General features: G+C 45.2%; 11 protein-coding genes. 10 read left to right on the top strand and 1 reads right to left on the bottom strand.

What is annotated here, in order from left to right:
- Positions 1 to 59 precede the first annotated feature (59 nt).
- From DPF_RS00090 to DPF_RS13595, 10 genes are all read left to right on the top strand, one after another.
- Positions 60 to 989, top strand: a complete 930-nt coding sequence (locus DPF_RS00090) for a restriction endonuclease subunit S (RefSeq protein WP_269433373.1) — start codon at positions 60 to 62, stop codon at positions 987 to 989.
- A 39-nt stretch (positions 990 to 1,028) separates the two neighbouring features.
- Positions 1,029 to 2,069 (top strand): virulence RhuM family protein, encoded by a 1,041-nt coding sequence (locus DPF_RS00085; protein ID WP_069856698.1) that lies wholly within the window; start codon positions 1,029 to 1,031, stop codon positions 2,067 to 2,069.
- Positions 2,066 to 5,182 (top strand): type I restriction endonuclease subunit R, encoded by a 3,117-nt coding sequence (locus DPF_RS00080; protein ID WP_069856696.1) that lies wholly within the window; start codon positions 2,066 to 2,068, stop codon positions 5,180 to 5,182. The genes DPF_RS00085 and DPF_RS00080 overlap by 4 nt, the downstream gene beginning before the upstream one ends.
- Before the next feature lie 140 nt (positions 5,183 to 5,322).
- A complete protein-coding gene (locus DPF_RS00075; protein WP_069856694.1) occupies positions 5,323 to 6,726 on the top strand; it encodes a UvrD-helicase domain-containing protein in 1,404 nt (467 codons plus the stop codon).
- Positions 6,723 to 7,418 (top strand): DarT ssDNA thymidine ADP-ribosyltransferase family protein, encoded by a 696-nt coding sequence (locus DPF_RS13600; protein WP_083254353.1) that lies wholly within the window; start codon positions 6,723 to 6,725, stop codon positions 7,416 to 7,418. Before DPF_RS00075 ends, DPF_RS13600 begins: the two co-directional genes overlap by 4 nt.
- Positions 7,408 to 9,192 carry an ADP-ribosylglycohydrolase family protein gene (locus DPF_RS00070; RefSeq protein ID WP_069856692.1) on the top strand — a complete coding sequence of 595 codons (1,785 nt, stop codon included), beginning with the start codon at positions 7,408 to 7,410 and terminating at the stop codon, positions 9,190 to 9,192. The genes DPF_RS13600 and DPF_RS00070 overlap by 11 nt, the downstream gene beginning before the upstream one ends.
- Positions 9,193 to 9,787: 595 nt before the next feature.
- The gene (locus DPF_RS00065) at positions 9,788 to 10,606 is read left to right on the top strand and encodes a hypothetical protein (protein WP_141721021.1); all 819 of its coding nucleotides are present in this window, start codon (positions 9,788 to 9,790) and stop codon (positions 10,604 to 10,606) included.
- Positions 10,607 to 11,301: 695 nt separating this feature from the next.
- On the top strand, positions 11,302 to 11,769 hold the full coding sequence (locus tag DPF_RS00055) for a LexA family protein (RefSeq protein ID WP_069856704.1): 468 nt from the start codon (positions 11,302 to 11,304) through the stop codon (positions 11,767 to 11,769).
- A 1-nt stretch (position 11,770) separates the two neighbouring features.
- Positions 11,771 to 13,069: a Y-family DNA polymerase gene (locus DPF_RS00050; RefSeq protein WP_088178291.1), complete on the top strand. Its 1,299-nt coding sequence runs from the start codon at positions 11,771 to 11,773 to the stop codon at positions 13,067 to 13,069.
- 777 nt (positions 13,070 to 13,846) lie between these two features.
- Complete coding sequence (locus DPF_RS13595) at positions 13,847 to 14,251, top strand: GFA family protein (protein WP_083254352.1); 405 nt, start codon at positions 13,847 to 13,849, stop codon at positions 14,249 to 14,251.
- A 344-nt stretch (positions 14,252 to 14,595) separates the two neighbouring features.
- Here the strand turns inward: DPF_RS13595 and DPF_RS00045 are convergent, their stop codons facing one another.
- Positions 14,596 to 15,288, bottom strand: a complete 693-nt coding sequence (locus DPF_RS00045) for an aspartate/glutamate racemase family protein (RefSeq protein WP_069856687.1) — start codon at positions 15,286 to 15,288, stop codon at positions 14,596 to 14,598.
- Positions 15,289 to 15,469 lie beyond the last annotated feature (181 nt).

The following is a 15,469-nucleotide window of genomic DNA, read 5'->3' as shown; positions in this document are numbered from 1 at the left end:
GCCGGGAATAATTTTGTGCTCACATCATGAAATTATCCGCTTAAGTCTTTCCGTTTACTGTGAGCGACATTTTTACTTTTTGCAGGCAAATCTTTGAACAGGAAGCGATGAGCAGCGCGACGGGCGGAGGGCAAAAAAATCTAAGTACAAACTGGCTAGGTTTATATCTAATCCCCATCCCCTGCCCGAACAACCCCAAAAAATCCCTTGAAATCCAGACCGAAATCGTCCGCATACTGGACAGCTTTACCGAGCTGACCACCGAGCTGACCACCGAGCTGACCACCGAGCTGAGCTTACGCAAAAAACAATACCAGTACTACCGCGACCAGTTGCTGACTTTTAAAGACGGCGAAGTGGAGTGGAAGAAGTTGGGGGAGGTGTGCGAGTTTAAAAATGGTTTTGCATTCAAAAGCAGTTTATTCAAAGAGTCTGGCCTTCCTATTATCCGTATAACGAATATTACTGGATCCAATGTTGACTTGAGCGATGTGAAGTACTTTTCTCCCTCAGATTACGCCCGTGGGAACCCTCTAAATTATCCTGTTGTAAAAGGAGATGTTTTGATCGCAATGTCGGGGGCAACAACAGGCAAAATTGGTTACTTCAATTTTGAAAAAACTGCTTATCTGAATCAACGGGTCGGTAAGTTTGTTCCGAAGGAAGGAGTGCTAATCAATCGTTACTTATACCACTTTTTGCTGACAAAATCAGACTTCATTTATGTTTTAGCTGGAGGTGGGGCACTACCAAATCTTAGCTCAAGGAAACTAAAAGAAAAACTTCTAATACCCATTCCATATCCAGACAACCCAGAAAACTCACTTAAAGAACAAGCCCGCATTGTCGCCATCCTCGATAAATTCGACACCCTCACCAACTCCATTACCGAAGGCCTGCCCCGGGAAATCGAACTGCGCCAGAAACAGTACGGATATTACCGCGACCTGTTGTTCAGCTTCCCAAAACCGGGGGAGGATGCGGCCTAGTATGGACCAAGTATGCGGAATCGATCAGGAGGGCGCCCTATGGCCGGTGCATTAACCCTGCAGGAGCAAACCACCGAATTCCTGCTCTATACCGCCCCCAATGGCGATATCCGGGTGGAGGTGCTGCTCAGTCATGAAACCATCTGGCTGACTCAGAAACGCATGGCCGAGCTGTTTGGTGTGGGTGTACCCGCTATCTCCAAGCACCTGAAAAATATCTTTGAAAGCGGCGAGTTGCAGGAGGAACTGGTTGTTTCCATTTTGGAAAATACCACTGAACACGGTGCTATTGCCGGAAAGACCCAGACCCAGAAGGTGAAGTATTACAATCTCGATGCCGTGATCTCAGTGGGCTACCGGGTCAATTCGGTCCAGGCCACCCAGTTCCGCATCTGGGCTACCCAGCTGATCAAGGAATACATCATCAAGGGCTTTGCCATGGATGATGAGCGGCTGAAAAATGGCCGCTATTTTGGCAAGGATTACTTCCGCGAGCTGCTGGAGCGAGTACGCTCCATCCGCGCCAGTGAGCGGCGCATCTACCAGCAGATTACCGATATATTTGCCGAGTGCAGCATCGACTACGACCCCAAATCGGAAACCACACGCCAATTCTACGCCCATATTCAGGACAAGTTCCACTACGCCATTACCGGGCATACCGCAGCCGAAATCATTGCCCAAAAGGCCGATGCCAGCAAGCCGCTGATGGGCATGAGCACCTATAAAAATGCCCCCGATGGTCGAGTGCTCAAGTCGGATGTCACGGTTGCCAAAAACTACCTCAGCGAAGCGGAAATCAAAAAGCTGGAACGGACGGTCTCTGCCTTTTTTGACTATATCGAGGGCATTATTGAACGCAGAAACACCTTTACCATGGAAGGTTTCGCAAAAAGTGTGAATAAGTTTCTCGAGTTTAACGAGTACCGGATTCTGGAGGGGTATGGCCGTATCAGCCGAAAGCAGGCCGAACAGATAGCCCATGCTGAATATGAAAAATTCAATAAACACCAGTCCATTGAGTCTGACTTTGACCGGGAAGTGAAAAAGCTACTGCAAAACAAGGGTCCCGAGGCATGATACATTACAAAACCATCGCCGAATCAAACAATTTTATCGTACTCGATAGATACGCCAGGGAATGGAAGGTAGCCGAAAGTTACCAGAGTGAAGCTGATCTTGAACAGGAACTCATTGATGATCTGCAAAATCAGGGGTACGAATACCTTTCCGATCTGACTACCCCGGAAGCCATGCTGTCCAATGTGCGCAATCAGCTGCAAACACTGAACAATGTACAGTTTTCTGGAAGTGAATGGCAGAGGTTTGTTGAAACGTATTTGGATAAACCCAATGATACCATTGAGGATAAAACCCGCAAGATTCATGAAAACCATATTCATGACTTTGTCTTCGATGATGGCCACATCCAGAACATCTACTTGGTAGATAAAAAAAATATCTCACGCAATAAAGTACAGGTAATCAATCAATTTGAACAAACAGGCATCTATGCCAACCGCTATGATGTGACCATTTTGGTCAACGGACTGCCGCTGGTACAGATTGAGTTGAAAAAGCGTGGAGTGGCCATTCGCGAAGCCTTTAACCAGGTACACCGCTACAGCAAGGAGAGTTTCAACAACAAGCATTCACTGTATAAATACCTGCAGCTGTTTGTGATTTCCAACGGCACTGACACCCGCTACTTTGCCAACACCACCAAACGCAATAAAAACAGCTATGACTTCACCATAAACTGGGCGCTCGCTGACAACAAGCCGATTAAAGACCTGAAAGACTTTACCGCCACTTTTTTTCAGAAAAACACCTTGCTTCAGGTACTGCTGCGTTACTCGGTTTTTGATATCACAAATACCCTTTTGGTGATGCGCCCCTATCAGATTGCCGCCACCGAGCGCATTTTGTGGAAAATCAAAAGTGCTTATGAAACCAGGACCTGGAGGCGAAAAAAAGATGACCCTCTACCACAAAATGGCGGTTATATCTGGCACACCACCGGCTCCGGCAAAACCCTGACCAGTTTTAAAGCGGCGCGTCTGGCCACCAGGCTGGAATTTATTGATAAAGTGTTTTTTGTGGTGGATCGCAAGGATCTCGACTACCAGACCATGAAGGAATACCAGCGCTTTTCAAAGGACAGCGTTAATGGTTCCGACAGCACCGCCGGGCTAAAACGTAATCTGGAAAAGGACGATAACAAAATCATTGTTACCACCATCCAGAAGCTCAATAATCTGATGAAAAGTGAACACCGCCTGCCGGTCTACAACCAGCAGGTGGTGTTTATTTTTGACGAGTGCCACCGCAGCCAGTTTGGCGAGGCACAGAAAAACCTGCAGAAAAAATTCAAGCGTTATTATCAGTTTGGCTTTACCGGCACGCCCATTTTCCCGCAAAACGCCCTGGGCGCGGAGACAACTGCCAGCGTCTTTGGAACCCAGCTGCATTCCTACGTGATTACCGATGCCATCCGCGATGAAAAAGTGCTCAAATTCAAGGTGGATTACAACGATGTGCGCCCCAAGTTCAAGGATATTGAAACCGAACAGGATGAGAAAAAACTGAGTGCAGCGGAAAATAAACAGGCCCTGCTGCACCCCGAACGGATCAAGGAAATCTCACAATACATTCTGAAAAACTTTCACCAGAAAACCCACCGTTTGCAGGCCGGAGCCAAAGGCTTTAACGCCATGTTTGCCGTGAGCAGTGTGGATGCAGCCAAGCTCTATTATGAAACCATGAAGAGTTTGCAGGCAAACAGCGACAAACCCCTAAAAATCGCCACCATCTTTTCTTTTGCCGCCAATGAAAAGCAGGATGCAGTGGGTGATATTCCGGATGAGAGTTTTGAAGTTTCAGCCATGAACTCCAGTGCCAAGGAATTTTTAAGCGCCGCCATTGCCGACTATAACGCCTTGTTTAAAACCACCTTCTGTGTAGACAGCAAGGGATTCCAAAACTACTACCGGGATCTGGCCAAACGAGTCAAAAATCAGGACATTGATCTGCTGATCGTGGTGGGTATGTTTCTCACCGGTTTTGATGCTCCCGGACTCAATACCCTGTTTGTGGATAAAAACCTGCGCTACCACGGTTTGATTCAAGCCTATTCACGCACCAACCGCATTTACGATGCCACCAAATCCTTTGGCAATATCGTTACTTTCCGCGATCTGGAAAAACCAACCATCGATGCCATTACTCTGTTTGGTGATAAAAACACCAAAAATGTGGTCCTGGAAAAAAGCTATCAGGAGTACATGGAAGGCTTTACTGATATTCTAACCGGTAAAGCACAGCGTGGATTGAAGGCCGTTGTGGAAGAATTGGAAGAACGTTTCCCTGATCCAACAGCTATTGAAAATGAATCGGATAAAAAAGCCTTTGTCAAACTATTTGGCGAATACCTGCGTGTTGAAAACATCCTGCAAAACTTCGATGAGTTTGCCAGCTTAAAAGCCCTGCAAAAAATCGACGGAAACGACCCAAAGGCGGTTGCAGCGTTTCAAGCCGAGCATCATTTAAGTGATGAAACACTGGCGGAGTTGCAAACCATCCACCTCCCGAGCGAGCGCAAAATTCAGGATTACCGTTCTACCTACAACGACATCCGCGACTGGCTGCGCAGTCAGAGGGCCAATGAGGAGCAGACGCAGACCACCATCGATTGGAATGATGTGGTTTTTGAGGTGGATCTGCTCAAATCCCAGGAGATCAACCTAGACTATATTCTGGAACTGATTTTCGAGCACAACAAACAAAACAAAACAAAAGAAGAGCTGGTGGATGAAGTACGCCGGGTGATTCGTGCCAGCCTTGGTCACCGTGCCAAGGAAAGCCTGGTGGTGAATTTTATCCATCAAACCGATCTGGATCAGATCAGTGATAAGGCCAGCATTATTGAAGCTTTTTTTGAGTTCGCGCAGGCGCAGCAGCGCCGGGAAGCCGCAGAGCTGATCCAGACAGAAAACCTGAACGCCGAAGCTGCCCGACGTTATATCACCACATCACTTAAACGCGAATTTGCCAGTGAAAACGGCACTGAGCTCAATACCATTTTGCCCAAAATGAGCCCATTAAACCCGCAATACCTGACCAAAAAACAAAATGTATTTCAAAAAATAGCTGCGTTTGTTGAGAAATTTAAAGGTGTGGGAGGACAGGTTTAGCAACAGATTAGGATAGTAGCTTAAATTCGACTCTTTAAGCCTGTAACAAGATCATTCTTCAAAAATTGACTAAGTGACGCAACCTTTGGTGTAATTTATCAATCTGCAGGTCAAGTAGGAACGGAGGCAAGACATAGGCTATGACTGGAAATTTACCAAAGCCAATCAAAAAGCAGAGGGAGGTATTATACATGCCTGCTACCGGCCATTCCGCCGTTTTGGGAACTGCTGGCAGCGGTAAAACAACCCTCGCGTTATATCGGGCCGCGTACTTGTCAGAGGCATCAATGCCACATGCTGGAAGGACCTTACTCCTGACATTCAATAAGGCACTGGTAACCTACCTGAAGTATCTCAAGCCAGCTGAATTGAGGAATGTCCAGATTGAAACCTATCACACTTTTGCCCGGGGATATTTGAATGCCCGGGGTAAAATGCGGTTCAACTGCATATGCAGCGACCCCGATGAGCGAAAGAGATATATTTCACAAGCAGTGAAGGAAGTGGAGTCGCGATACAAGCCTTCTAAATTCTTCAAGCGGCCCATCGAATTCTTCATGGATGAAATCCAGTGGATTTTCAGTCATGGAATCACATCGAGTGATGAATATGTAAAAGTTGATCGTGTTGGACGTATTGGTACCAACCTGTCTCGGAAACTGCGGCCGGTGATGTATGAAATCCTCGAGAAGTATGTCGAACTACGCAATCAAAACGGCAACATGTATGACTGGGATGATCTTGCTTTGCATGTCCGGAGAGAATTTGAGAATGACTCCTCAACTCGAATGTATAAGCACATCATTATTGATGAAGGGCAGGATTTTTCCCCTGAGATGATTCGTTCCTTGGCTGCCGCCATACCAGAGGATGGCTCCCTTTCATTTTTTGGTGACGTAGCTCAGCAGATTTACGGTCAAAGGATGAGCTGGCGTTCATCGGGCCTAAACATTCCGCAGCAGTGGCTATTCAAAGAGAATTATAGAAATACCAAACAGATTGCCCAACTCGGGTTGGCCATATCTCGGATGCCTTTTTTCAATGACATCAAGGACTTAGTTGAGCCGACATCGCCTCGTGCCGACGGAGCACTACCCACCCTTGCTAAATGCCGCAATGAAACTCAACAGGTAGAGCTCACCCTGAAGGTTGCAAGAAATGTCTCAACGACACAGAGCGTTGCCATCCTTGTAAAAAACCGGGAACAGGAAAAGGTCTTCAGTTCACAACTGGATGCAGGAGCTACACGTCTGCACCGTAACTTGAAGGTATGGAATGATGGTCCAGGTATCTATCATGGAACCTATCACTCGGCCAAAGGGCTTGAGTTCGACATGGTCATTCTTCCTTTTCTGGACTCTGAAAATTTACCAGATAAAGACCATATTGCCGCCCAAGGGGAGGCAGATGCCCTGACTCATGATGGCCGACTACTTTACGTAGCGGTAACACGGGCAAAAACAAGTCTGATTCTACTGTACAGCAATCAATTGACCTCTTTGCTTCCGGTTGACGGGAATCTTTATCAGGAGGTCCGCCCATGAATCAAATTCAGCAGGAATGTAATAGTCGAGAAATCACAAGGTTGTGTCATTTTACTCAGTCTCGGAATTTGGCCCACATTTTTGACGAACCTTTTGGACTTTATTCAACAAGAACTCTTCAAAGTCGTAATATGCCTCATAACCCGACGGACCCAGACCGCTATGACGGCAGAGACGATCTTGTTTGTTGCTCAATTGAATACCCGAATACCTATTATTTCGTCAAAGTTAGGGAGCGTGACCACCTATTTAAGGACTGGGTGGTTTTACTGATTAAGCCCAGTTATCTCTGGCATTCAGACACATGCTTCTGCCCATGCAATGCAGCTAGGTCACGTGGTGAATACATACAGGCAGGCATTCATGGATTTAGGTCTCTTTATGCTTCTACTTCACCCGGTATTAGTTTTTCACGTTCATCGAAACATTTGTCAGCTGCACCGACAGACATCCAAGCAGAAGTATTACTAAGAGATCCTATACCCTTAGATTCAATCACCGGCATAGCTGTTCACTCGGAGGAACAGGCACAACGTGAAATTTGTCGGTTAAAGCTGCAGGGAATTTCAATAGATAAACCTATTTACATCGCTCCGGACTTTTTTAAGCGAGCAAAACTTTCCGAATTGATTCAACGTGGAGTTAGAGCAACGGAAACACTATACAGAAGTGGAGGCCGTCATGGCCTATAACATGCCAATAAAATTTAAATCTGAAAAAGCAGTTGGAGCCATTCTGGGGGCAGCTTATGGCGATGCATTAGGTTGGCCGAACGAACGAGTCGGCAAATCTAATGCACCCAAACAACCACAAGGCCGCCTCCATGAATTTAGGAGATGGACTCGCCGATCTGGCGGCCGTTTTTTCCCTCATGAAGAAATTATTGAAGCGGGTGAATATAGCGACGATACACAACTTATTCTTTGTCTGAGCAGGTCTCTGCTCAAGGGTGAAAAATGGTTTGAATTTTACACTCAGGTTGAGCTGCCTTTCTGGGCACTATATGAACGTGGTGGCGGCGGCGCTACAAAAAGAGCGGTCAATTCCTGGCAGGATGGAATTGAGCCTTGGAGCCCAAACCGAAAACCGCATGATGTAAAAAGATACTTTGATGCTGGCGGTAATGGCGTCGCAATGCGTGCTTTGCCACATGCTCTTTACCTTTGTGATGAGGACTTCGACAAGGTAGCCAGCTCCATTTTTATGGATGGACTTACAACACACGGGCATCCAAGGGCTTTATTAGGCGCTCTGGTTTATGGGTATGCACTCTGGGTATCTTTAAGAAAAGAAGCGAAGCTGGGTTATGGAGAATTAATCGAAGAAATAATCGCAAGTGAAGCTGTATGGTCGCCTATACCATCTCAGGACAACTTTTCTCAAAAGTGGCTGGTTCATGCCCAAAAGCATCTGACAGATTATGAAAAACTCTGGCTCTCGACAAAAAAAGAAATCCTTAAATATCTGGTTATATGTAAATCAGAACTTTCAAAAGGTGCTTTGAGCTTTGATGATGAGGCACTCGAAAAGCTTCAGTGTTTCAACAAGCAAATTAGTGGAGCCGGTACAGTCGCTGCAATCGCTTCTGTATATCTTGCTTCACGGTATGCTGCAGATCCAATCAACGGCGTGATAAAGGCGGCCTCCGCGATTGGCTCGGACACGGACACTATTGCATCTATGGTCGGTGGTTTGCTGGGAGGTATCCATGGTTCAGGTTGGTTATCAGCTGTGAAGAGAGGAATACAAGATTGCAGCTATCTTGAAAAAACAGCTCTGAAACTTAGCGCTCATCATGTCGAGAATATCCCAAATTTTAAGCCTGTCAAAAGAACGGTTCTTAAAAATTGGGTCCATGGTATTTTATCTGTACCCGACTCAAAAGACGTGAAACTCCCAGATGGCCGAATTGCAAAGGTTAATCGTAGACGAGATCAAATAGGCCAAAGCGGCAAATATAAAGTTGAATTTAGGCAACTTATTACTTCAGAAGGCCAAACGATCTATATCAATAAAATATCCAAAGGGAACTTTGCCAACCAGCAAAAGACGCCAAAAACCACGCCGTCTACTGAGCAGATTACACCTAATCCACCTCAAGGAACGTTGCAGACGGATATGACGATTAACTTGGGGCCTAAATTACTCGTGGCGTCTATTGAAAAATCGGTATGGTTTTACGAAAAACTGTTAGGGCTAACAATCAAGAAGCAATCCAAGAGTCTTGTCGTTTTTTCTCAGGGGCTCGTCCTTGCTCCCTCATCTTATGGCAAGGGATTTAAGCATCATGGATTCCGCAGCCTGCTCTATGCCGAAGTTCCTGATATTCAAAATCGGTATCACAGGATTAAGGAGCAAGGTGTCCAGATAATTACTCCGTTAACATGCAGGTACGAATCAAAGATTCGATTCTTTCGGTGTCATGATTTTGATGGCAATTTAATAGAAATTTATGAAAAACAATGAGATCTATCTACAATTTATAATGTAAAAACAACTCGAAGTATGATTAAACTGTAGTAGTACAGGATTGATCCAATAGTCATATTTTTGCATTGCAATAAGATGTAGATGTTCGATCCTGCTACAAACCTGAGGAGCCGGGGTTAATCCACTATCCAGACAATCAACCAAACGGGCTAGAAACTCCTGCCTAAAAAATTTCAACCGCTTTTTTGACAATAACAGCGTAAGGATAGACGCATGTTTCCTTTCAAAAAAACTAGCCTATTTCTAGCCTCCTTGCCGTGTACAATCTAACATACTGATTTTATTCACAGCATACACATTTTTCACAGTCAGTGAAATGCGTCAAAAACTGGAAGTATTTCACGTTTTTTCAGTTAGTTACAACAAATAAAAAACAGGTTATAACCGTATGGATCAACTTCAGAAGAGATGACAACTTCCCTGACACAGGGGGACAACGACCCGCGGATACCATCCGCTTGTTGCTCGGCGCAAAGAGCCTCACAACAAGCGGATCGAGCGGTTGTCTACAAGTCCAAGTAAACTTGTCCCCGTGGACACCGCTCATCCGCGGGCCGTTAGGCGATAAAAAATGACTTATCGAGCAAATTTGCCGCCATCTTTTTTACTCCTTGAGCAGGAAGGGTTTCTTATTAGCTCATGCCTAGGGAGTGGATTAACCGATCTGCGATCTGCGCACGTTCACAACAAGGGCGCATTCTATTCGTCGTTGTTCAACCTCTCGATTGGAATAGAAAGGCTGCTTAAGGCCCTTGTGATAATTGAGCACATAGCAACTAACAATCTTGCTGTGCCAACAAAAAAGCAACTCAAAAGCTATGGTCATAACATTGAAGAGTTGTATGACCAATGCGTGAAGATTGCTGACGCGAGAGGCGTCGCAGTCCCTGCTCGAAACTCTTTAAATCCAATTCAAAAAGAAATTATCAGCTTGCTAAGTGACTTCGCTCAGACTACACGGTACCACAATCTAGATGCGCTCAATCCTTCTCATGTCGGTAGAGATCCGCTCGATTACTGGGGCCAAATAGTAATGGCAATCCTGGAGAAGGATGTTCCCAAATCTCAGAAAGAGAAAATACTTATCCAATCAAACGTGGTTGCGTCTGCTATTGATGATATCACTGTTACGATAATGCATGGCTTGGATAAGACGCCTCTTTCTACGGAGGAGGCCTTGGCTTTGCAGGGTTTGCACGATCAGGCGGCTAAATATGCTGTTTTACATGTCGTGAAGATGCTGGCTCCACTGCGAGAACTAACGTCAGAGTTAAGTCATCTCGCGTACACACTCAATACTCCTGAGCCTGTATTTCCGCAAATGCAAGAGTTTATCCAATGGCTGTGGGATGATCGTCAATACGTCCTGAGGAAGAAGCGGTGGCCGTAATATCGCCTAACAAGGCCGTGAACTCGGACGCATTTTTTGTTCGCTGCGCTCACTACAAATGCGCCGGCAACAACGGCCCGCGGACACCGTGATCCTGCTACAGACTTGAGGAGTCGGAGTAAGCCAAAAATATTAAAGGATAACTGGATAAAAATCTCTCGTCAACGAGGCGAAAATTATCCGGTAATATGTACCAATTTGACAACCAAGGTTGTGGATTCTCCGTTTAGACGACGGGTTATCTCCGGTTCTCATGTACCAATTATGTACCAAACCTAAAATCGCCTTCTGCCAACATATTGATATTATGCACATTATGCACACATATTTTTTTGACAAGCGGCGAAGACGGTTTTCAAAAAAGCCCCTTATTTTAGGTAGTTAAAGATAGAAAATTCAATAAATTCAAAAGGATGGGGTTCAAGGGGTCGGAAGTTCAAATCCTCTCATCCCGACCAAAAAAAGCTTTAAACCCCAAGGCTTTATCAAAAGGTCACTTTCGCAAGAAAGTGGCCTTTTTTGCGTTCATGTCCCAGTTATGTACCAACGTCGACTTCCCCATATCAACTTTTCTTCAATGCACACAAAAGGGGCAAAAAAAGAAAATGACCTCTGCAAAAAAGGCTTGCCTTCTCCATGGGCTTGCCACCAGAATAGCTTGAGTGTCCATACATGCCAACAAAACCACTCCCACCATGAAATCCAATTGTATAGACCTCAAGCCATCCAGACAATCCCTGGCGTTATTGGGTCGGGCCGTCATTGATTCCCCATCCAAGTCCTCAATCCCCTTGGTTTTAAGCAATGCACCTGCAGGATTTCCCTCTCCAGCAGATGACTACATCGAAAACACCCTGGATCTGAACGACTACCTGATCGACAACCCTGTGGCCACCTTCATGATGCGGGTGTCCGGTGACTCCATGATCGAAGCCGGCATCAGGGACAAGGATGTGATCATTGTGGATCGATCCAAGGAACCCTTGCCCGGCAAAATCGTTGTGGCTGTTCTGGACGGGGAACTCACGGTCAAACGTTTGGAAAAATCAGAAAAGGGATATGTGCTGGTGCCGGAAAATCCCGACTATCAGCCTATTGTGGTCCAAAACGAACAGGAGCTGGTCATCTGGGGCGTGGTTACCGGCATTGTCAGGCGGTTTTGACATGAACTTGCCCACGCCTCCATTGACCAACGATTTTTTTGCCTTGGTGGATTGCAACAACTTCTATGTTTCATGTCAGCGTGTTTTTGATCCCCGACTTGAGGGCAAACCTGTTGTCGTACTTTCCAACAATGACGGGTGTGTGATTGCCAGGTCCAACGAGGCCAAGGCACTGAACATTCCCATGGGTGCGCCTGCCTTCAAATGCAAAACCTTTTTCGAACGCAACAAGGTTCGTGTTTTTTCGTCCAACTATACCCTGTACGGAGACATGTCCTCCCGGGTCATGACCACTCTGGGGTATTTCTGCCCGGACATGGAGATCTACTCCATTGACGAATCCTTCCTGTTTTTCCGTTCCACTGATCCAGCAAAGCTCATGGACCTGGGTCGGGCCATTCAAAAAACCGTATTGATCTGGACCGGGATTCCGGTTTCAGTGGGATTTGCGAGGACCAAGACCCTGGCCAAACTGGCCAACCGGTTGGCCAAAAAAAATCCCGATGGAAACGGGATATGCGTTTTGGATACTCACGATCAAATCCATCAAGGACTGTCCATGACCCCCGTCGGAGACATCTGGGGAATCGGCAGGCGTTACGAAACATTTCTGCGATCAAAACGCATCCAGACTGCATTGGATTTGGTTGCCATGCCCCAATCATGGGTACAGAAGCATCTCACAATCACTGGCTTGCACACGGTCCTTGAACTGGGCCAGATTCCCTGTATTCCCCTGGAACAGGCTCCTCCGCCACCAGGAAGTCTGGTTTGCTCTCGGTCCTTTGGTACCGGGGTCAGTGACCTGGCGAGCCTCCAGGAGGCCCTGGCCACCTATGTTGTCCGGGCCGGAGAAAAGCTGCGTCGAAAAAAACTCACTGCTGGATGCGTGCACGTATTTCTGGCTACCAACCGGTTCCGTCCGGAACCCCAATACGCCAGGTCAGCCTGCCTCACCCTCATGCCTGCCACATCCTACACCCCGGACATCCAGACCAAGGCCCGGGCTATTTTGGAAAAAATCTACAGCCCCGGCTACACATTCCAAAAGGTCGGGGTCATGCTCACGGATCTTACCCCTTCTTCCAACCGTCAGCGGTCCTTTTTTGCTCCCTCTCCCCAGGAACAGTCCAGGCAGCACAACCTCATGAAGGTCATGGACACCATCAACAAACAATACGGCAACACCACCGTCACCCTGGCTTCAGCCGGTCTTGGACACAAAAAATGGCATATGCGCCGGAAATTCCTTTCCAAGCGATATACCACATCATGGGCCGAACTGGCCGAGGTCAGCTAGACCGACAACCGAATTACATGTTGAAAATGGCGACATAAGCGCCGGTTGTTGTCAGGAGAAGTTCTCCGTTCTGTTCCGGTAAACAAAAAGGCAATCCGGTTCGATATGGGGCATCCCCAAACGGCAACCCGTTGCCTTTGAGGGGATGTCCCGGGTAGCCCTGCACCTCGACCAAAAGAATGAATTGCCGTTTTCAGTTTATTCATGTCCTTGCCACGTTTTTGCATCTGCTTGACGTCTTAGCAAAACTCTGGAGACGCAACAGGCGTCAGCATGGCTCATATCCCCAGGTTCTCAAAAAGTTCTTCTTTGCTCCCTTTCCCACACCCGGCCCGTCCATGGCCTCAAGAGGATATGGGCCTTTTTGCACCTGCATGATGGGCCCCTTGAAATTGAGATATACAATCTCAGATCATCCGTCCCCCTTGGTAAGGATTAACCTCATCAAGGGGCAGCCATCAACGGAACATTTACCATGGCGTTATTCGCTTCATTCCCATCATGACAAGCAAAATCCAGGCAAATGAATTTGACTGAATTCTTTGGCAAAAGAAACTCAAGAAAATACCAGCTACCTCTTGCGTCATGCATAGACGTGATGCTACAGGTCAAGCCTTTGAAAACAATGTATGATCGAATATAGTTATATAATCAGAACAGGATCAGATATCCAAAGGGGATATTTTCAAGGGGAATACTGGATTTACCAGTAAACCATATAATAATTTGTCATGTGCACCCATCCTGTATCAATATCAATAATGAGGAATTTAATCTGTGAGTATAAAGCCAGGATCATGCCTTTGTGGTGAAGTCACTTTCGAAATAGACGGTGAATTTGATAATTTCTACCTTTGTCACTGTAGCCGGTGCCGAAAAGATACTGGCTCAGCTCATGGAGCCAATCTTTTTTCTTCTTCTGCAAAGTTGAAATGGTTATCAGGGGAAAATAAAATCACAAATTTTACCTTGCCTGCGACTCAACACAAAAAATCCTTTTGCTCAATTTGTGGATCTGCCCTTCCAAATATTCAAATGGGAGGTAAACTTTTGGTGGTCCCTGCTGGAAGCCTTGATTGTGATATCACGATCACCCCAACAGCTCATATTTTTATTTCCAGCAGAGCAAATTGGGACAAAGATCTTCATAAATTCAATATGATAGAGACTTTGCCGTTATAAGCAGAAACAACATAATAATCCTGCAACAGTTGAGTGGAGCCCCAGTTAAGCCACTCGCTGTGTGACCTGACGATTTTCCTATTCAAATGGCAACATATACAACATAACAACATGATTCGTCGGATTTAATTGTCATGATAGAAGAAAAATCAGCCTTCTCAAGTCTGTTGCAGGACCAGGAAGTATACATGACAATGGGGAACATTGTCACCCCCTTCGCCATGGTTCGTCTTGGTAGCATTTAATAAATTACTCTTATCAAGACGAAAGAGCAAAGCACATATATATTATATAGATCATCTTAGCTTAAAACACACAACATTTTTTCATTAAAATATTGCAATTCAACCAAGAATATACTTTACGATAGCATCACAGTGAATGTCTATTGAATCAATTAGTGGTATAGAACAATGTTCCTTCTCAAGAAGAATTGGAAATTCAGTACATCCAAGAATTACAGCTTGAGCTCCTTGAATTGCCATATTCTCAATTTCCTTTACAAAAAACTGTCTAGTCTGACTATTAAACACTCCGATTGAGAGTTCTTCATAGAGTCTTTTTTGAATTTCATTTTGAGCGTCTAAATTTGGAACAATTGTTTTGATTTTATTTTTCGTAAATAACCTTAGCTTGATAAAATCTTCTGACATTGTAAATCGAGACCCAAGTAGCCCAACAAAATCTATTTTCCTTTCCCGGAGAAAAGAGCCAACTGCATCAGCAATGTGTAGAATAGGAATAGTAACAACGTCTTGTACTTGGTCGACTACCTTGTGAGGAGTGCTTGCGCATATCGCTAAACATTCCACCCCAACCGCTTGAAGTTCTTTGGATGCACTAATAATTATTTTTGCTATAGTATCCCAGTCATTATTGCGCTGCAAATCGTGCATTTCCCTTTGATTTATATTTATTATTCTAAGAGGAGGATTTGTATTGTCACCATAATGTAAGTTTACCTGTGTATTTATTCTACTATAATATTCTACAGTTGAACGCCATGATAACCCACCGATAAGTCCAATTTTTTCCATTTCTTTTCTCTTTGAGAATAATTTTAGTTAATATTCGACAATTTCAAAACATATTATTAGCATTTTAGAATCATATAAATTGTATAATTGATTTGACTGCAAAAACTCTCTACAATAACGAAAAATTACTACCTATACTATTTACAAAATATACAAAATTTAGTATATATTATCGAAATTA

The organism is Desulfoplanes formicivorans (assembly GCF_001748225.1).
Lineage (GTDB): Bacteria > Desulfobacterota > Desulfovibrionia > Desulfovibrionales > Desulfomicrobiaceae > Desulfoplanes > Desulfoplanes formicivorans.
Note: the sequence above shows the minus strand (reverse complement) of the source record. Positions and strands in the feature narration are given on the sequence as shown.

Excerpts from the sequence above, each read along its gene's own strand:
- DPF_RS00070 (WP_069856692.1), top strand. The coding sequence starts at position 7,408 with ATGGCCTATAACATGCCAATAAAATTTAAATCTGAAAAAGCAGTTGGA.
- DPF_RS00055 (WP_069856704.1), top strand. The coding sequence starts at position 11,302 with ATGAAATCCAATTGTATAGACCTCAAGCCATCCAGACAATCCCTGGCG.
- DPF_RS00080 (WP_069856696.1), top strand. The coding sequence starts at position 2,066 with ATGATACATTACAAAACCATCGCCGAATCAAACAATTTTATCGTACTC.
- DPF_RS00065 (WP_141721021.1), top strand. The coding sequence starts at position 9,788 with ATGACTTATCGAGCAAATTTGCCGCCATCTTTTTTACTCCTTGAGCAG.
- DPF_RS13600 (WP_083254353.1), top strand. The coding sequence starts at position 6,723 with ATGAATCAAATTCAGCAGGAATGTAATAGTCGAGAAATCACAAGGTTG.
- DPF_RS00085 (WP_069856698.1), top strand. The coding sequence starts at position 1,029 with ATGGCCGGTGCATTAACCCTGCAGGAGCAAACCACCGAATTCCTGCTC.
- DPF_RS00050 (WP_088178291.1), top strand. The coding sequence starts at position 11,771 with ATGAACTTGCCCACGCCTCCATTGACCAACGATTTTTTTGCCTTGGTG.
- DPF_RS00045 (WP_069856687.1), bottom strand. The coding sequence starts at position 15,288 with ATGGAAAAAATTGGACTTATCGGTGGGTTATCATGGCGTTCAACTGTA.
- DPF_RS00075 (WP_069856694.1), top strand. The coding sequence starts at position 5,323 with ATGACTGGAAATTTACCAAAGCCAATCAAAAAGCAGAGGGAGGTATTA.